15 protein-coding genes are annotated in these 17,316 nt (G+C 58.8%); 9 read left to right on the top strand and 6 right to left on the bottom strand.

Annotated elements, in window-relative coordinates; genetic code table 11:
• Nucleotides 1-28: 28 nt before the first annotated feature.
• Nucleotides 29-1,039 (top strand): class II fructose-bisphosphatase, encoded by a 1,011-nt coding sequence (glpX, locus tag CE636_RS14375; protein ID WP_004205085.1) that lies wholly within the window; start codon nt 29-31, stop codon nt 1,037-1,039.
• 150 nt (nt 1,040-1,189) lie between these two features.
• A complete protein-coding gene (gene fpr, locus CE636_RS14380; protein ID WP_004205086.1) occupies nt 1,190-1,936 on the top strand; it encodes a ferredoxin--NADP(+) reductase in 747 nt (248 codons plus the stop codon).
• Here the strand turns inward: fpr and CE636_RS14385 are convergent, their stop codons facing one another.
• Nucleotides 1,937-2,365 (bottom strand): DUF805 domain-containing protein, encoded by a 429-nt coding sequence (locus CE636_RS14385; RefSeq protein WP_004173894.1) that lies wholly within the window; start codon nt 2,363-2,365, stop codon nt 1,937-1,939.
• Nucleotides 2,366-2,477: 112 nt separating this feature from the next.
• Between CE636_RS14385 and CE636_RS14390 the strand changes: the two genes are divergently transcribed.
• Complete coding sequence (locus CE636_RS14390; RefSeq protein ID WP_017900062.1) at nt 2,478-3,077, top strand: YiiQ family protein; 600 nt, start codon at nt 2,478-2,480, stop codon at nt 3,075-3,077.
• Nucleotides 3,078-3,186: 109 nt separating this feature from the next.
• Entirely contained in the window at nt 3,187-3,954 is a 768-nt protein-coding gene (gene tpiA / locus CE636_RS14395) for a triose-phosphate isomerase (protein WP_002922909.1), read from the top strand.
• Between the two features lie 91 nt (nt 3,955-4,045).
• On the opposite strand, the gene CE636_RS14400 is transcribed toward tpiA, so the two are convergent.
• The 4 genes from CE636_RS14400 to zapB all read right to left on the bottom strand — a co-directional run bounded on the left by CE636_RS14400 (nt 4,046) and on the right by zapB (nt 7,815).
• Nucleotides 4,046-5,350 (bottom strand): SLC13 family permease, encoded by a 1,305-nt coding sequence (locus tag CE636_RS14400; protein WP_017900063.1) that lies wholly within the window; start codon nt 5,348-5,350, stop codon nt 4,046-4,048.
• 64 nt (nt 5,351-5,414) lie between these two features.
• On the bottom strand, nt 5,415-6,185 hold the full coding sequence (locus tag CE636_RS14405) for a CDP-diacylglycerol diphosphatase (RefSeq protein WP_025999223.1): 771 nt from the start codon (nt 6,183-6,185) through the stop codon (nt 5,415-5,417).
• A 242-nt stretch (nt 6,186-6,427) separates the two neighbouring features.
• Complete coding sequence (locus tag CE636_RS14410; protein ID WP_004205090.1) at nt 6,428-7,417, bottom strand: sulfate ABC transporter substrate-binding protein; 990 nt, start codon at nt 7,415-7,417, stop codon at nt 6,428-6,430.
• A 152-nt stretch (nt 7,418-7,569) separates the two neighbouring features.
• Nucleotides 7,570-7,815 (bottom strand): septal ring assembly protein ZapB, encoded by a 246-nt coding sequence (gene zapB, locus CE636_RS14415; RefSeq protein ID WP_004150222.1) that lies wholly within the window; start codon nt 7,813-7,815, stop codon nt 7,570-7,572.
• Between the two features lie 442 nt (nt 7,816-8,257).
• Here zapB and CE636_RS14420 point away from each other — a divergent pair, with 442 nt between their 5' ends.
• Together CE636_RS14420 and glpK are read left to right on the top strand one after the other, a co-directional pair.
• Entirely contained in the window at nt 8,258-9,109 is an 852-nt protein-coding gene (locus CE636_RS14420) for an MIP/aquaporin family protein (protein WP_004205091.1), read from the top strand.
• Between the two features lie 21 nt (nt 9,110-9,130).
• Nucleotides 9,131-10,642, top strand: a complete 1,512-nt coding sequence (gene glpK / locus CE636_RS14425; protein ID WP_004873089.1) for a glycerol kinase GlpK — start codon at nt 9,131-9,133, stop codon at nt 10,640-10,642.
• Nucleotides 10,643-10,756: 114 nt separating this feature from the next.
• Here glpK and gltS read toward each other — a convergent pair whose 3' ends face one another.
• Nucleotides 10,757-11,959, bottom strand: coding sequence for a sodium/glutamate symporter (gene gltS / locus CE636_RS14430; protein WP_004901437.1), 1,203 nt, complete (start codon nt 11,957-11,959; stop codon nt 10,757-10,759).
• A 284-nt stretch (nt 11,960-12,243) separates the two neighbouring features.
• Between gltS and CE636_RS14435 the strand changes: the two genes are divergently transcribed.
• The 3 genes from CE636_RS14435 to CE636_RS14445 all read left to right on the top strand — a co-directional run bounded on the left by CE636_RS14435 (nt 12,244) and on the right by CE636_RS14445 (nt 17,312).
• On the top strand, nt 12,244-13,635 hold the full coding sequence (locus tag CE636_RS14435) for a nucleobase:cation symporter-2 family protein (protein ID WP_004150226.1): 1,392 nt from the start codon (nt 12,244-12,246) through the stop codon (nt 13,633-13,635).
• Nucleotides 13,636-13,785: 150 nt separating this feature from the next.
• A complete protein-coding gene (locus CE636_RS14440) occupies nt 13,786-15,501 on the top strand; it encodes an AsmA family protein (protein ID WP_017900065.1) in 1,716 nt (571 codons plus the stop codon).
• Between the two features lie 251 nt (nt 15,502-15,752).
• Entirely contained in the window at nt 15,753-17,312 is a 1,560-nt protein-coding gene (locus CE636_RS14445; protein WP_017900066.1) for a PTS transporter subunit EIIC, read from the top strand.
• Nucleotides 17,313-17,316 lie beyond the last annotated feature (4 nt).

Below are 17,316 nucleotides of genomic sequence, written 5' to 3' on the forward strand. Positions count from 1 at the left end.
GGCAATCTTTCTACACAATGAGTGGATTATGAAACGAGAACTGGCCATCGAATTTTCGCGTGTCACCGAAGCCGCCGCGCTGGCGGGCTATAAATGGCTGGGCCGCGGCGATAAAAACTCCGCCGACGGCGCAGCGGTTAACGCCATGCGCATTATGCTTAACCTCGTCAATATCGACGGCACCATCGTCATCGGCGAGGGCGAAATCGATGAAGCGCCGATGCTCTATATCGGCGAAAAAGTGGGCACCGGCCAGGGCGATGCGGTGGATATCGCCGTCGATCCCATCGAAGGTACCCGGATGACGGCGATGGGCCAGGCTAATGCCCTGGCAGTGATGGCGGTCGGCGATAAAGGCTGCTTCCTCAACGCGCCGGATATGTATATGGAAAAGCTGATTGTCGGCCCAGGCGCTAAAGGCGCTATCGATCTCAATCTGCCGCTGGAAGAGAACCTGCGCAATATCGCCCGCGCGCTGAACAAGCCGCTGGGCGAGCTGACCGTCACCGTGCTGGCGAAACCGCGCCACGATGCGGCGATTGCTCAGCTGCAGCAGCTGGGCGTGCGCGTGTTCGCCATTCCCGATGGCGACGTCGCGGCCTCCATTCTTACCTGCATGCCGGATAGCGAAGTGGACGTGCTGTACGGCATCGGCGGCGCGCCGGAAGGGGTGGTTTCCGCCGCGGTGATCCGCGCGCTCGACGGCGATATGCAGGGCCGCCTGCTGGCTCGTCACCACGTGAAGGGCGACAGCGAAGAGAATCGCCGCATCGGTGAAAACGAGCTGGCGCGCTGCAAAACCATGGGCATCGAAGCGGGTAAAGTGCTGCGCCTTGATGAAATGGCACGCAGCGATAACGTCGTCTTCTCCGCTACCGGCATCACCAAAGGCGATCTGCTGGACGGCATCACCCGTAAGGGCAATATGGCCACCACCGAGACGCTGCTGATCCGCGGCAAGTCGCGCACCATCCGTCGGATCCAGTCGATTCATTACCTCGACCGTAAAGATCCGGACGTCCAGCAGCACATCCTGTAATACCGCTTTCTCTCCTCCAGGCAACCGTCCGCGGGCGGTTGTCCTGTTCTTCGTTTATATTTGATCAATAGAGCTTTCTTGCACCTGCGGGGTGGAAATCTTGCCCGTCTGGGCCGAAGATAAGGCATCGCTTGGCAACGGGAGAAGACGATGGCGGACTGGGTTAGCGGCAAAGTGACAAAAGTGGAGTACTGGACGGACGCCTTGTTCAGTTTATACGTGCGGGCGCCTGTCCATCCGTTTACCGCCGGGCAATTTACCAAGCTCGGGCTGGAAATCGACGGCGAACGCGTGCAGCGCGCCTACTCCTACGTCAACGCCCCCGGCAATCCCGATCTCGAGTTCTATCTGGTCACCGTCCCGGAAGGCAAGCTGAGCCCGCGTCTGGCGGCGCTGAAACCGGGCGATGAGGTCCAGGTAGTGAGCGAAGCGGCTGGCTTCTTCGTCCTCGAGGAAGTACCGGATTGCGATACTCTGTGGATGCTGGCGACCGGCACCGCCCTCGGGCCTTATCTGTCGATTCTCCAGGAAGGCAAAGATCTTGAGCGATTTAATCATCTGGTGCTGGTCCACGCCGTGCGCTACGCCGCGGACCTGAGCTATCTGCCGCTGATGCGCGAGCTTGAGCAGCGCTACGCCGGCAAATTACGCATCCAGACGGTGGTCAGCCGCGAAACCGTGGCAGGCTCGCTGACCGGCCGGGTGCCGTTCCTGATTGAAACCGGGGCGCTGGAGGAGGCGGTCGGCCTGCCGATGACCCGCGACACCAGCCATGTGATGCTGTGCGGCAACCCGCAGATGGTACGCGATACCCAACAGCTGTTAAAAGAGACCCGGCAGATGACCAAACATCTGCGTCGCCGGCCGGGCCACATGACGGCGGAGCACTACTGGTAATCAGGCGTCCGCTTTCCAGCGCACGTCCTGGGTCTCCTTGCCGAACTTATTCTCGCCCTGGGTGCCGACAAACGCCCCAAGGTCGATCAGCATCATGACGATAATCAGCGTCGGCACAAAGCGCCCGACGCCCCACTGCCAGACCTGCGGCAGCATCGCCCAGTTCCCCGCCAGCAGCATCCACGCCAGAATCATCAGCAGCGCCCACAGTCCGGATTTGCCGCGATCGTGCAGCCGCTTCACCACCACCGCCGCCGTCGGCCACAGCAGGCAGACAATAATAAACGCCGCCGTCTGCAGATTAAGCAGATTGCTGCCTGCCAGGGTGAACAGCGCGCTCATGGTCACCAGCCAAATGGCAATCCAGATCCAGAAATCGCGGCGGCCAATGCGCCCTTTAATTGAGAATAACCACTGCTGTAGGGTCATGCGTTTTTCCTTATCATCATCGTCTGCGTAGTTTACCCTGGCGTCGTGACTTTTTGACAAGCGCCGCGCTTCCCGATTTAATCGTCAGCAGGCAAAAAAAGGAACGACGGGCATGAAGAAGTGGACAATCTTGTGTTTCAGTGGGCTGATGGGCCTTGCCGTCGGCCCGCATGCGTTGTCCGCAGAAAGCGAATCGACGACCGCTGCCCCCTACCTGCTCGCCGGCGCGCCGAGTTTTGACCTGTCGATCAGCCAGTTCCGGGAAAAATTTAACGCCGATAACCCGAAGCTGCCTCTGAATGAATTCCGTTCCATATCAACCAGCCGCGATCGGGCTAACCTGACCCGCGCCGCCAGCAAGATTAACGAAAATCTCTACGCCTCCACCGCGCTGGAGCGCGGCACGCTGAAGATCAAATCCATGCAGATCACCTGGCTGCCGATCCAGGGGCCGGAGCAAAAGGCGGCGAAGGCCAAAGCGCTGGAGTATATGAGCGCCATGATCCGCGCCTTCGTGCCCACCCTTAGCCCGGCGCAGAGCCAGCAAAAACTGCAGAAACTGCTGACTGCCGGCAAAGGCAAACGCTACTTCTCCGACACCGAGGGCGCTGTGCGCTATGTGGTGGCAGATCATGGTGAAAAGGGTCTGACCTTCGCTGTTGAACCGATTAAGCTGGCGCTATCTGAAACGCTGGAAGGTAACAATAAATGACAAAAAGCAAAGCCTTTCCAGTGACGAGTCTCTATACTGTTTCACAGACCATGCTGCCCTCTGGGGCGGCTATATTCCTTAATTCGCTTAAGTAGCGTGGAGAATTAAAATGCGACATCCTTTAGTGATGGGTAACTGGAAACTGAACGGCAGCCGCCACATGGTAAACGAACTGGTTGCGAACCTGCGTACCGAGCTGGCTGGCGTAAGCGGCTGCGCAGTTGCCATCGCCCCGCCGGAAATGTATCTGGACCTGGCTAAGCGTGCGGCAGAAGGCAGCCACATCCACCTGGGCGCGCAGAACGTTGACGTAAACCTGTCCGGCGCTTTCACCGGTGAAACCTCCGCCGAAATGCTGAAAGATATCGGCGCGCAGTACATCATCATCGGCCACTCCGAACGTCGTACCTACCACAAAGAATCCGACGAGCTGATCGCGAAGAAATTCGCCGTGCTGAAAGAGCAGGGTCTGACTCCGGTACTGTGCATCGGTGAAACCGAAGCCGAAAACGAAGCGGGCAAAACGGAAGAAGTTTGCGCACGTCAGATCGACGCGGTACTGAAAACGCAGGGCGCTGCCGCTTTCGAAGGCGTGGTTATCGCTTACGAACCGGTATGGGCTATCGGTACCGGCAAATCCGCGACCCCGGCTCAGGCTCAGGCGGTGCACAAATTCATCCGTGACCACATTGCTAAAGCTGACGCGAAAATCGCTGAGCAAGTGATCATCCAGTACGGCGGTTCCGTTAACGCTGGCAACGCCGCAGAGCTGTTCACCCAGCCGGACATCGACGGCGCGCTGGTTGGCGGCGCCTCCCTGAAAGCAGACGCTTTCGCGGTGATCGTTAAAGCAGCAGAAGCAGCGAAAAAAGCGTAATCCGCTTTTTCCGGTGGCGACACGCGACCGGGATGACTGATAAATCTCTGAGGCCCGGCTTCGCACAACGCAAGCCGGGCTTTTTTTGCCGCTACAGTTTTCCCAGCAGCTGATACCAGGCGTAGTCCAGCGGCAGTAAAATCAAATAGCTCACCGCCGCCAGCGCCAGACAAAGCAACATCCCCGCCCTCGCCGGGACTTTGCCTAACCCCATCGCGACCACGATTGGCGACGCCTGATACGGCAGCAGCGGCGTGGAATAGCCCAGCACCTGAATCATAATCACGCTCAGCAGCGGGAAGCCGGTGGCGTCGGCAAAGCTCTGGGCAAAGGTGGTATACAGCGCCGGCACGCCGTTGGCGGTCATAATAAAGTTCAGCGCGCTGGTAATTCCGGTCAGCGCCAGGAAGCTGGTGAAAGGATTGTCCTTATCCAGGGGCATCACCTGCAGCAGCGCATTGCCCACCGCGCCGCCAATCCCGGTTTGGGTGACGGCGATCGCCAGCCCCAAAATCCCGGCAACATAAATACAGGTGCGCATATTCACCCCGCTGGCAAACTCTTCGCCGCTGATAAAGCCCACCCGCGGCAACAGCGTGACCACCGCCGCCGCCAGGCCGGTCCACGCCGGGCCGATGCCATGCCAGCTCTCGGTCACCCACAGCGTGAGGACCACCGCCAGCAGCCACGCCAGACGCTTCTCGTCGCGGCTCATCGCCGGCAGCGGCGCCAGGTCGCGCGGCGGATGCGGCTTACCGGGAAACAGCCAGCAGATCAGCGCCACCAGCGCCGCCCCTTTCAGCCAGCCAAGCACCGGTGTATGCAGCAGTAAATAAGGAACATAATTCAGATGGATACCGTACGACCCCTCCGCCGCGCCGCTCATCACCAGATTCGGCACGTTGGCGGGCAGAATGGTCGCCGACAGCTGAAAGGTGCCGAACCCCACCGCCAGCGCCAGGCCGTACCAGCCGCGGCTGCCGTCGGCAATGCCCGCCCGGCGGGCCATCGCCGCCACGATCGGCATCAGCAGCGCGATGCGCCCCATGTTGGAAGGCATCACGAACGCCAGGGCATAGCTCAGGAGTACCACGCTGGCGACCATCCGCGGCCAGGAGTCGGTTAGCCGCGCCGACAGCGCCTGCGCCGCCCGGTCCGCCAGCCCGGTTTTACGGATCGCGATGCCGAGCACAAAGCCGCTGAACACCAGCCAGAAGGCCGAGGAGGCAAAGCCGCCGAAGATCACCTCCGGCGGGGCGATTTTAGCCATCATCGCCGCAGCGAAAAACAGCAGCGCGGTGATAAATTCCGGCAGCAGCGACGTCGCCCAGAGCACAATGGTAACGCCGACAATCAGTGAAGGGAGGAACAGCGGGTGGGTAAGCCAGAGCGACATGCCTGTCTCCTGTCGTTTTTTTCAGCAAGAATACGACGACAGGTAAGACAGGTAAACGCCAGAACTAGTGGTTTGCGTTAAGGATGGCGCAGCGATGATCCTGAATTTCTTCCGCCGAGGCCCGGTTCAGGGACAGCAGGTTACGCTCCGTCGCCAGCAGCACCAGAGAGCCGTCGCTCTGCTGCGCCATCGCCAGCGCGTAGCGTCCCATATGCTGACGCGCCTCCGGCACCTCTTCCGCCAGCATCAGGAACGGGCTGCGCTGGGCGAGCTCCGCCTCCGTCACCCGGCGCGCCAGATATTCATGGCCCTGAAGCCCGCCCGGCAACGGCAGCCAGCGGCTGCTGATCGCCGCCGCATCCTTGTCTAACTGCGCGCGCACATCGGGGCGCAGGCAAGAGATATGAATATGGAAATGGTTTTGCGTGCGTCCGCTGCGCGAGTTGATCGCCAGCGATATCGCGTTATCGGGAACCGGCGCGCCGTGGCGCTGGCTCATGATCTCACGCCCCTGCCAGGCCTGCCAGAAGAAGTTCGGCGTCAGCGGGTCCAGCAGCAGCGGGCTTTCGGTGCCGTTAATGCGGTAGGTCGGCATCAGCAAATACTGCAGCGGGCCGTTACGATCTTTAAACAGCACATAGCCGCCCTTGAGGTTCACTTCGGCGCACGGCGACGGGTTTTGCTGCTGTTGCTGATGGGGAACGCACTGCTGCAGAACAATCTTGCGCAACGCGTCCGGGTTGCCAGAGTGCAGCCAGTAGTAGCCGCCCGCCAGCGCCGCGAGGATCGCCACCAGCAGCGCCAGCAAAAAGTATCTTACTCTTCTCATTTTCATTCCCTGTTAAGCCTGAAGCGGAAGAGTAACGTAATTTGATGACTAAATGAAAACAGATGACGGGCGGAGCGTTTTCCGGGTCGCGGCTGGCGCCTTACCCGGGCTACGCACAGCGCAGAACTGTAGCCCTGCTAAGCCTAGTGCAAGCAGGGATTCCCGGGTGGCGTCTGGCGCCTTGCCCGGGTTACGCACAGCGCAGAACTGTAGCCCTGCTAAGCGTAGCGCAAGCAGGGACAAGAGAATTAACGCTGGCTAATCTGGTCGAAGGTGCCGCCGTTGGAGAAGTGCTCTTTCTGCGCTTTCGTCCAGCCGCCGAACTCCTGATCGATAGTGAACAGTTTCAGTTTCGGGAATTCATTAGCATATTTCTTCGCCACGTTCGGATCGCGCGGACGGTAGAAGTTCTTCGCCGCAATCTCCTGGCCTTCCGGCGAGTAGAGATACTTCAGGTACGCTTCCGCCACCTGGCGGGTGCCTTTCTTATCCACGACTTTATCGACCACCGAAACGGTCGGCTCAGCCAGAATCGACTCACTCGGGGTCACGATTTCAAACTTGTCTTTGCCCAGTTCGTTGGTCGCCAGCAGCGCTTCGTTTTCCCAGGCGATCAGCACATCGCCGATCCCGCGTTCTACGAAGGTATTGGTCGAACCGCGCGCGCCGGAGTCCAGCACTTCCACGTTTTTATACAGCGCCTTGACGAAATCCTGGGCTTTCGCCTGGTCGCCATGGTTCTGATGTAGGGCATAGCCCCAGGCCGCCAGGTAGTTCCAGCGAGCGCCGCCGGAGCTTTTCGGGTTCGGGGTGATGACCGACACGCCCGGTTTGATCAGGTCGTTCCAGTCATGGATCTGTTTCGGGTTGCCCTTACGGACAAGGAACACGATGGTGGAAGTATAAGGCGCGGAGTTATCCGGCAGGCGCTTCAGCCAGTTTTTATCGATACGGCCGCGCTCGGCGATCGCGTCGACGTCGTAGGCCAGCGCCAGCGTAACCACATCCGCTTCAATACCGTTAATCACCGAGGTCGCCTGCTTGCCGGAGCCGCCGTGCGACTGGCGGATCACCACGTTGTCGCCGGTCTCCTGCTTCCAGTGCGCGCTGAACGCTTTGTTGTACTGTTCGTACAGCTCGCGCGTTGGATCATAAGATACGTTTAATAGCTGAAAATCTTTTGCCAGAACGCTGGCGGATGCCAGCAACAGAGTTAACCCTACGCCCCACTTATTCATCGCACCGCTCTCTTTATATCGTGTTGTGATGGGCTAAGCGTGCCAGAAAGCGATTCAATGATTAAAGAATAAAAAAAGATTGGCTATAACTTGTGAGTATAAAGGAAGGGATAAGGATCACCCCCTCCCTGGCGGGAGAGGGCGTGAAGCGATTAGACTTCTTCCATGCGGCCCAGCAGCGCCTGCAGACGCTCCTGCCAGCCCTGCTGCTGCTCTTTCAGCTGGCTGTTTTCGCGCTCCAGCTCTTCACGACCATGCTGCGCGCTCTGAACTTCCTGCACCAGGGTGTTGTTCTTTTCTTTCAGCTCTTCGATTTCCATCTGCAACAGAGTGATGGTATCAATCGCCTGCTGAACCTTAGATTCTAATTTCTCAAACACTTCTAATGACATCGTCATACCTCTCCTGAACTTGCAAGGCGTTGATAGAAACTGGTGTTTCGTATACGCGGTCCCGCCTTAACGAAAATTAGCGCACATAGCGGTGTTATCGTCGATTGTATGAATCCCCGCCGCCCCTGTCCAGCGACAAGCCGCGCAGATTGCGGTTTGCAACACTTTTCAGTCTTTACCTGGTACTTTCAGCGCAGTTCGCTCGTACTTCATGAGCCATTGTTAATATTATGGTTAACAAAATGCGAGGTGAAACGCTCCGGCAGCGCGCTTAATGCGCGCGAATGGCGCGAAAACGCTCATTTTCTTGACGTGGTACACACATTTGAAGTTCGATATTTCTCGTTTTTGCTCGTTAACGATAAATTAACACTATGCCTACATGGCAATATGGTCGTCTGTGACCACCCTACATACAATAATCATCACCACGCTTCAGGATTCGATTATGAGCCAAACATCAACCTTAAAAGGCCAGTGCATCGCAGAGTTCCTCGGTACCGGGTTGTTGATCTTTTTCGGCGTTGGGTGCGTGGCTGCGCTCAAGGTCGCGGGAGCCAGCTTCGGACAATGGGAAATCAGCATCATCTGGGGTCTGGGCGTCGCCATGGCGATCTACCTGACCGCAGGGGTATCCGGTGCGCACCTTAACCCTGCGGTGACTATCGCGCTCTGGCTGTTCGCCTGCTTCGATGGCCGCAAAGTGGTTCCTTTTATTATTTCGCAATTCGCTGGCGCCTTTTGCGCTGCGGCATTAGTTTACGGGCTTTATTACAATCTTTTCCTCGATTATGAAACCACCCACCATATGGTACGCGGCAGCGTGGAAAGCCTTGATCTGGCTGGCATCTTCTCCACTTACCCGAACCCGCATATCAATTTTGTGCAGGCCTTCGCGGTAGAGATGGTGATTACCGCTATCCTGATGGGCGTCATCCTGGCACTGACCGACGATGGCAACGGTGTGCCGCGCGGCCCGCTGGCGCCGCTGCTGATCGGCCTGCTGATCGCGGTGATTGGCGCCTCCATGGGACCGCTGACCGGCTTCGCCATGAACCCGGCGCGTGATATCGGCCCAAAAGCCTTCGCCTGGCTGGCCGGCTGGGGCGACGTCGCCTTCACCGGCGGTAAAGATATTCCTTATTTCCTGGTGCCGCTGTGCGCACCGGTGGTCGGCGCGGCGCTGGGCGCTTTCAGCTATCGTAAGCTGATTGGCCGCCACCTGCCTTGCGACACCTGCGTGGACGAAGAGCAAGAGAGCCCCTCCTCTTCCTCCACTCAACATAAAGCTTCGCTGTAATCTGACTACGGGACACCGACTATGACCGACAAAAAATATATCGTTGCGCTTGACCAGGGCACTACCAGCTCCCGGGCCGTTGTGATGGATCATGATGCCAATATCGTCAGCGTCTCCCAGCGAGAATTCGAACAAATTTATCCTAAGCCAGGCTGGGTTGAACACGACCCGATGGAAATCTGGGCGTCCCAAAGCTCGACGCTGGTCGAAGCGCTGGCCAAAGCGGATATCAACTCCGATCAGATCGCGGCCATCGGTATCACCAACCAGCGTGAGACCGTGGTGGTGTGGGAGCGCGAGACCGGCAAACCGATCTATAACGCCATCGTCTGGCAGTGCCGCCGCACCGCCGAGATCTGCGAGCAGCTCAAGCGTGACGGGATGGAGGAGTATATCCGCAAGGCCACTGGCCTGGTGGTGGACCCCTACTTCTCCGGCACCAAGGTGAAATGGATCCTCGACCATGTCGAAGGTTCCCGTGAGCGTGCGAAGCGCGGTGAGCTGCTGTTCGGCACCGTGGACACCTGGCTTATCTGGAAGATGACCCAGGGTCGCGTGCACGTCACCGACTACACCAACGCCTCGCGTACCATGCTGTTCAACATCCACGACCTGGACTGGGACGACAAGATGCTCGACGCGCTGGATATTCCGCGCGCCATGCTGCCGGAAGTGCGCAAGTCGTCCGAAGTGTACGGCCAGACCAACATCGGTGGTAAAGGCGGGACCCGTATTCCTATCGCCGGGATCGCCGGTGACCAGCAGGCGGCCCTGTTCGGCCAGCTGTGCGTCAAGGAAGGGATGGCGAAAAACACCTACGGCACCGGCTGCTTTATGCTGATGAACACCGGCGAAAAAGCGGTGACCTCCACTCACGGTCTGCTGACCACCATCGCCTGCGGTCCGCGCGGCGAGGTGAACTACGCACTGGAAGGGGCGGTGTTTATGGCTGGCGCCTCCATTCAGTGGCTGCGCGACGAGATGAAGCTCATCAGCGATGCGTTCGATTCCGAGTACTTCGCCACCAAAGTGAAGGACACCAACGGCGTGTACGTCGTGCCTGCGTTCACCGGTCTTGGCGCGCCGTACTGGGACCCCTATGCCCGCGGCGCGATTTTCGGCCTCACCCGTGGCGTGAACTCGAACCACATTATCCGTGCGACGCTGGAGTCCATCGCCTATCAGACCCGCGACGTGCTGGAAGCGATGCAGGCTGACTCCGGTATCCGTCTGCATGCGCTGCGCGTGGATGGCGGCGCGGTGGCCAACAACTTCCTCATGCAGTTCCAGTCCGATATCCTCGGCACCCGCGTGGAGCGTCCGGAAGTGCGCGAAGTGACAGCCCTGGGCGCCGCCTATCTGGCCGGTCTGGCGGTCGGCTTCTGGCAGAACCTCGATGAGCTGCAGGAAAAAGCGGTGATTGAGCGTGAATTCCGCCCGGGGATTGAAACCACCGAGCGTAACTATCGTTACAGCGGCTGGAAGAAAGCGGTGAAACGCGCGTTAGCGTGGGAAGAGCACGACGAAGCGTAAGATTGTGGAGGTATTCCCGGCTTGCGGCGTAAACGCCTTAGCCGGGCTACAAAACCCCAAACAGCACGATCTTGTAGCCCGGACAGGTGCGCAGCACCGCCTCCGGGTTTTTTATCAACCAAATATCGGCAGCAACAGGTACAGCTTAATCACCAGCGCGTTGACGATATCGATAAAGAACGCCCCCACCATCGGCACCACCAGGAAGGCCATATGTGACGGGCCGAAACGGTCGGTAATTGCCTGCATATTGGCGATCGCCGTCGGCGTTGCCCCCAGACCAAACCCGCAATGCCCGGCTGCCAGCACCGCGGCATCGTAGTTTTTACCCATCATCCGATAGGTGACGAACACTGCATACAGCGCCATCGCTACCGCCTGCACCGCCAGGATAATAATCATCGGCAGCGCCAGAGAAGCCAGTTCCCAGAGCTTGAGGCTCATCAGCGCCATGGCGAGGAACAGCGACAGGCTGACGTTGCCCAGCACCGACACCGCGCGATCGAACACCCGATACAGCCCCGCCAGCGCCAGGCTGTTGCTGAGGATCACGCCGATAAACAGCACGCAGACAAAGGTCGGCAATTCAAAGACACTGCCCGCCAGCAGTTGCGCAACCACCTTGCCCACCGTCAGACAGATAGCGATCAGGGCGATACTCTCGATCAGCACCAGCGAGGTGATCACCCGCCCCACGTCCGGCTTTTCGAAGGCGGTCGGCGCCACCTGATCGTCCGGCGTCCCGTCCGGCGAGGAAGAGTGTTTCACCAGGTAACGCGCCACCGGGCCGCCGATCAGGCCGCCGAGCACCAGGCCGAAAGTCGCGCAGGCCATCGCCACCTCGGTGGCGTTGGCAAAACCATAGCGCTCAACGAACAGCTTGCTCCATGCCGCCCCGGTGCCGTGGCCGCCGGAAAGGGTAATAGAACCGGCCAGCAGACCCATCAGCGGATCCAGGCCCAACAGCTTCGCCATGCCGATACCGAGGGCGTTCTGCAGCAGCAACAGACCAACCACCACAATCAGAAAGGTACCCAGCACCTTGCCGCCCGCCCGCAGGCTGGCCAGGTTGGCGTTCAGACCGATGGTGGCGAAGAACGCCAGCATCAGCGGATCTTTGAGGCTCATATCGAAATCAATATCGATATCCATACTTTTTTTCAGCACCAGCAGCGCCAGCGCCACCAGCAGACCGCCGGCAACAGGTTCAGGAATGGTGTATTTCTTGAGGAGGGGTACGGTTTGGACGAGTTTTCTGCCGAGTAATAGCACAAGCGTTGCGGCAACGAGCGTCGATAAGGTATCGAGATGAAACATAAAAAGCTCCTTATGGGCGCATGATCCATTCACACGCGACGATATTCCTGGTGTCTTTAGCTTCTCTTCATGAGGAGGCAGAGGGGGATTTTACGCAGAACGGCGGAAAAAATGACAGAAAAAGATATTTTGTATCCTGAATGATGCGATTTAGCATACAAAATGTTAATAATCTCGTTGCGCATATTCACAGCATAAATTTTTATGGGCAAACGCTGGCAAACGTTTGCTTTTGGTCTACAGTCCGATAAAATTCCCGCTTTGCCACCTTGGGATTGCTTGTGATGTCCGTTAACACCGCAGAGTCAGAAAATGCGCAACCGGTTGCGCATAAACCAGCCAGCGAATTAATTTACCGCCTCGAAGATCGCCCGCCCCTACCGCAAACCCTGTTCGCCGCCTTCCAGCACCTGCTGGCGATGTTTGTCGCGGTGATCACCCCGGCGCTATTAATCTGCCAGGCTCTCGGTCTCCCGGCGCAAGATACCCAACATATCATCAGCATGTCGCTGTTCGCCTCCGGCGTGGCCTCCATTATTCAGATCAAAGCCTGGGGCCCGGTCGGTTCCGGACTGCTCTCCATCCAGGGCACCAGCTTCAACTTTGTCGCCCCGCTGATCATGGGCGGCACCGCGCTGAAAACCGGCGGCGCCGACGTCCCGACGATGATGGCCGCCCTGTTCGGCACCCTGATGCTGGCCAGCTGCACGGAAATGGTCCTCTCCCGCGTCCTGCACCTCGCGCGCCGCATCATTACCCCGCTGGTCTCCGGCGTGGTGGTGATGATCATCGGCCTGTCGCTGATTCAGGTTGGGTTGACCTCCATCGGCGGCGGCTACGCGGCGATGGCCGACCATACCTTCGGCGCGCCGAAGAACCTGCTGCTGGCGGGCATCGTGCTGGCGCTGATCATCATTCTCAACCGCCAGCGTAATCCCTATTTGCGCATCGCTTCGCTGGTGATTGCCATGGCGGCGGGCTATCTGGCGGCGTGGTTCCTCGATATGCTGCCGGCCAACACCGCCCCGACCAACAGCAGCCTCATCACCGTCCCGACGCCACTCTACTATGGCCTCGGCATTGACTGGAGCCTGCTGCTGCCGCTGATGCTGGTGTTTATGATCACCTCCCTGGAAACCATCGGCGATATCACCGCCACCTCCGACGTCTCCGAACAGCCGGTCTCGGGTCCGCTGTATATGAAGCGCCTGAAAGGCGGCGTGCTGGCTAACGGCCTCAACTCCTTTGTGTCCGCGGTCTTCAACACCTTCCCGAACTCCTGCTTCGGCCAGAACAACGGCGTGATCCAGCTGACCGGCGTCGCCAGCCGCTACGTCGGCTTTGTGGTGGCGCTGATGCTGATCGTCCTCGGGCTGTTCCCGGCGGTGAGCGGCTTCGTACAGCATATCCCTGAGCCAGTGCTCGGCGGCGCCACGCTGGTGATGTTCGGCACCATCGCCGCGTCCGGCGTGCGCATCGTCTCCCGCGAGCCGCTGAATCGCCGGGCGATCCTGATTATCGCCCTGTCGCTGGCGGTGGGCCTCGGCGTGTCGCAGCAGCCGTTGATCCTGCAGTTCGCGCCGGACTGGCTGAAGAATCTGCTCTCCTCCGGTATCGCCGCCGGCGGTATCACGGCGATTGTTCTGAATTTAATTTTCCCGCCAGAAAAAGCCTGATTTAACGCGTCCCGGTCGTGCCATCGGCCGGGGCACCCTGGCGCTGCCCTCCACCGTCTGCCCCGTCACGGAAATAAACCACGCCTGCCTTGAGAAGTGCACATAAATCGGGCATAACACGGTTATGTGCATCTCACAGAATGGAAGACCATGAAATTTCTTGGAAAGCTGATTCTCTGGCTGCTAGTCGCTCTGCTGCTCGTCATCGTTGGCGCGTGGTTCCTGCTGCAAACCCACTGGGGCGCCCGCCAGGCCAGCGCCTGGCTCAGCAATGGCACCGGCTGGCAGGTCTCCTTCGATGCGATGGACCACGATTTCTCCTCCCCTCTTCATGTGCAGTTGCAAAACGTCACCTTTGGCCGGGAAGGCAAGCCGGCAACCCTGGTGGCGAAAACGGTCGATATTGGCTTCAGCACCTGCCAGTTTAGCGACCCGCTGCATGCGGATGAGATTGTCCTTAACGACGGCACCCTGAATCTGTCACCCCACTCTGCCGACCTGCCGTTCGCTGCAGACCGGCTAATGTTGCGCAATATGGCCTTCAATAGTCCGGAAACCGGCTGGGCGCTCAGCGCGCAGCGCGTCACTGGCGGCGTCAGCCCATGGGCGCCGGAGGCAGGCAATGTGCTGGGGAAAACGGCGCAGATCCAGATGAGCGCGGGCTCGATGACGCTCAATGGCGTCGAAGCCAGCAATGTTCTGATTCAGGGCAAGATTGATCAGGGCGAGGTCACCCTCTCCACCCTCGGCGCCGATGTCGCCCGCGGCACCTTAACCGGCAATGCGAAACGCAGCGCCGACGGCAGCTGGCTGGTGGATAACCTGCAGCTCAATGAGATCCGACTGCAGAGCGCCGCCTCGCTGGCCGACTTTTTCGCGCCGTTAACCACGGTCCCCTCTCTGCAGATTGGCCGCCTGGATATCACCGACGCCCGCCTGCAGGGGCCGGACTGGGCGGTAACCGACCTTGACCTGAGCCTGCGCAACCTGACGCTCAGTCACGGCGGCTGGCAGAGCCAGGACGGCGCGCTGTCGATGAATGCCAGCGAATTTATCTATGGCTCGCTGCACTTTTTCGACCCGATCCTGAATGCCGAATTTTCACCCCAGGGTATTGCCCTGCGCCAGTTCTCCTCGCGCTGGGAGGGCGGCATGGTGCGAACCTCCGGCAACTGGCTGCGCGCCGGTAACGCGCTGGTGCTTGACGACACCGCCTTCGCCGGGCTGGAGTACACGCTGCCGGCGAACTGGAAGCCACTGTGGATGACGCCGCTGCCGGCCTGGCTGCAAAGCCTGACGCTGAAAAAATTCAGCGCCAGCCGCAACCTGATCATCGATGTGGACCCAGCCTTCCCATGGCAAATTACCGCTCTCGATGGCTATGGCGGCGAGCTTCAGCTGGTGAAAAACGGCAGCTGGGGGGTGTGGAACGGTAGCGCGACGCTGAACGCCGCGGCGGCGACCTTTAACCGAATTGACGTGCGTCGCCCTTCACTCAAGCTGAGCGCCACGGCGTCGACGGTCAATATCACTGAGCTCAGCGCCTTCACCGAGCGCGGCATTCTGCAGGCCACCGCCGCCGTATCCCAGCTGCCGCAGCGCCAGGTCAATTTGAGCCTGAACGGCCGCGGCGTGCCGCTGAATATTCTGCAGGCCTGGGGCTGGCCTTCGCTCCCCATTAGCGGGGATGGCAATCTCCAGCTGACCGCCAGCGGCAGCGTGCAGGCCGATGCCCCGCTCAAGCCGACGGTCAACGCACAGCTTAGCGCCGTGAATATGGAGAAACAGCAGGTGGCGCAAACGATGCGCAACGGCGAGGTCAATACCGCCCCCGCCGCGCCAACGCCCACTCCCGTCACGCCCTAGCGATGCCCCATCACCCTCTCCCCCACGGGGAGAGGGAACGCTTCTCTGCAAACACTCCGCTCTGGCTACGCCCTTTCCCTTTCAGGGAGGGAGTCTGCAAGCATTCTGAAACCTGTGTGCAATAAGCGGCTATCTGTGCCTATTTACCGCTACTGGTTCCTTTCAAATATCAGAGTTGCTATAACCAAAATACTGGAAGTCGATAAAAAGAAACCGCTCCCTGTACCTACAAAAATATAAAAGGATCAATCATGCCTGAAATACGTCAGCGTATTCTGGAGAATATGCAAAAATTCTCCCGGGCCATGATCGGCGCCGTATTGTTCTTGCCGGTCATTGGCTTAATTCTGGCCCTCAGTTCAGTATTAACTAATCCGACATTAATAGCTGAAACCAGTTTCCTGCACCAGCTTGGGCAGATGCTCGGCGACACCTTTTGGCCTCTATTTGGCAACCTCGGCTTATTATTTTGCGTCGGTATTAGCTATGGCCTGGCAAAAGATAAAAAAACCGAAGTCGCGCTGGTTGCGGTGATGTGCTTCATTATGTTTCTTGGCGCCAACCACTCCTGGCTGGAACACACCCACGGACTCGCCGAAAAAATTAACGGTGAATATTATGGCACCGGGCAAACCCAACTGCTGGGCTTTGTAGTGGTGTATATGGGCGTTTTCCTTGGCATTATTCTCGGCTGCACTATCGCGTGGGTGCACAATAAAGTCTCTACCATTGAGCTGCCCGGCGCGCTGTCGATGTACGGCGGCGCCAAGCTGACGCTGGTGGCGATGACGCCGGTGGTTATCTTCTACGCCATCGCCTTTACCTGGATTTGGCCGTTTATGACCCACGGCATCTCCGCCCTCACCGGCTTTATGAAAAATGCCGGGGTCGCCGGGGTCTTCGTCTATGGTTTCTTTGAAAAATTTCTTATCCCGACCGGCCTGCACCATTTTGTCTGGTCACCCTTCCAGCTCACCCAGATTGGCGGCACCCTGAACGTGGACGGTCAGGTGGTCTCCGGTACCCAGGCCATTTTTCTCGCCTACATGCGCCATCCGGATCTGACCCCGGTGATGAATGAGGCCCTACGCTTCTCACAGCAAGGGATGACCACCATCTTCGGCCTGGCCGGCGCCTCGCTGGCGTTCTACCACACCGCGAAGCCGGAGAAAAAAGTGATGGCCAAGGCGATTCTGCTGCCGGCGATTATCACCTCTATGCTGACCGGCATCACCGAGCCGATTGAGTTCACCTTCTTGTTTGTCTCGCCGCTGCTGTGGTTTATCCATGCGACGTTAACCGCCGCCTCGCAGGCCATTTGCGACCTCTTCACCGTACGCCCCTGGGGAGCCTCGGGCCTGATCGAATTTCTGATCTATAACCTGCCGCTACCGGTCTCCTTAACGCGCTGGCCGGGATATGTCCTTATCGGTATCGGCCAGTTCGCCGTCTACTACGTGATTTTCCGCACTCTGGTGGTGAAGCTGAATCTGAAAACGCCGGGCCGGGAAGATGACGAGAACGTGAAGCTCTACAGCAAAGCGGAGTATCGCCAGAAAGTCGCGCAGCCGCAGTCGGTCACCGATGACATTATCCGCGGTCTCGGGGGCAAGGAGAATATTCTCTCCGTCGATAATTGTTTTACCCGCCTGCGCGTGGCCGTGCGCGATATGGCGCGGGTTGATGACGCGCAATTAAAAAATACCGGCGCCAACGGCGTAGTGCGCAATCGCAATGAGGTTCAGGTTATTTATGGCGTAAAAGTGGGACAGGTACGTTCCCGGGTTGATAACTGGTTAGCAGAAAATTAATGAG

Source organism: Klebsiella sp. LY, assembly GCF_004010915.1.
In the GTDB taxonomy this organism is placed as follows: Bacteria; Pseudomonadota; Gammaproteobacteria; order Enterobacterales; family Enterobacteriaceae; genus Klebsiella; species Klebsiella quasipneumoniae.

Bases quoted from the DNA above. Each gene is read 5' to 3' on its own strand.
- glpX (WP_004205085.1), top strand. From the start codon at position 29: ATGAAACGAGAACTGGCCATCGAATTTTCGCGTGTCACCGAAGCCGCC.
- fpr (WP_004205086.1), top strand. From the start codon at position 1,190: ATGGCGGACTGGGTTAGCGGCAAAGTGACAAAAGTGGAGTACTGGACG.
- CE636_RS14385 (WP_004173894.1), bottom strand. From the start codon at position 2,365: ATGACCCTACAGCAGTGGTTATTCTCAATTAAAGGGCGCATTGGCCGC.
- CE636_RS14390 (WP_017900062.1), top strand. From the start codon at position 2,478: ATGAAGAAGTGGACAATCTTGTGTTTCAGTGGGCTGATGGGCCTTGCC.
- tpiA (WP_002922909.1), top strand. From the start codon at position 3,187: ATGCGACATCCTTTAGTGATGGGTAACTGGAAACTGAACGGCAGCCGC.
- CE636_RS14400 (WP_017900063.1), bottom strand. From the start codon at position 5,350: ATGTCGCTCTGGCTTACCCACCCGCTGTTCCTCCCTTCACTGATTGTC.
- CE636_RS14405 (WP_025999223.1), bottom strand. From the start codon at position 6,185: ATGAAAATGAGAAGAGTAAGATACTTTTTGCTGGCGCTGCTGGTGGCG.
- CE636_RS14410 (WP_004205090.1), bottom strand. From the start codon at position 7,417: ATGAATAAGTGGGGCGTAGGGTTAACTCTGTTGCTGGCATCCGCCAGC.
- zapB (WP_004150222.1), bottom strand. From the start codon at position 7,815: ATGACGATGTCATTAGAAGTGTTTGAGAAATTAGAATCTAAGGTTCAG.
- CE636_RS14420 (WP_004205091.1), top strand. From the start codon at position 8,258: ATGAGCCAAACATCAACCTTAAAAGGCCAGTGCATCGCAGAGTTCCTC.
- glpK (WP_004873089.1), top strand. From the start codon at position 9,131: ATGACCGACAAAAAATATATCGTTGCGCTTGACCAGGGCACTACCAGC.
- gltS (WP_004901437.1), bottom strand. From the start codon at position 11,959: ATGTTTCATCTCGATACCTTATCGACGCTCGTTGCCGCAACGCTTGTG.
- CE636_RS14435 (WP_004150226.1), top strand. From the start codon at position 12,244: ATGTCCGTTAACACCGCAGAGTCAGAAAATGCGCAACCGGTTGCGCAT.
- CE636_RS14440 (WP_017900065.1), top strand. From the start codon at position 13,786: ATGAAATTTCTTGGAAAGCTGATTCTCTGGCTGCTAGTCGCTCTGCTG.
- CE636_RS14445 (WP_017900066.1), top strand. From the start codon at position 15,753: ATGCCTGAAATACGTCAGCGTATTCTGGAGAATATGCAAAAATTCTCC.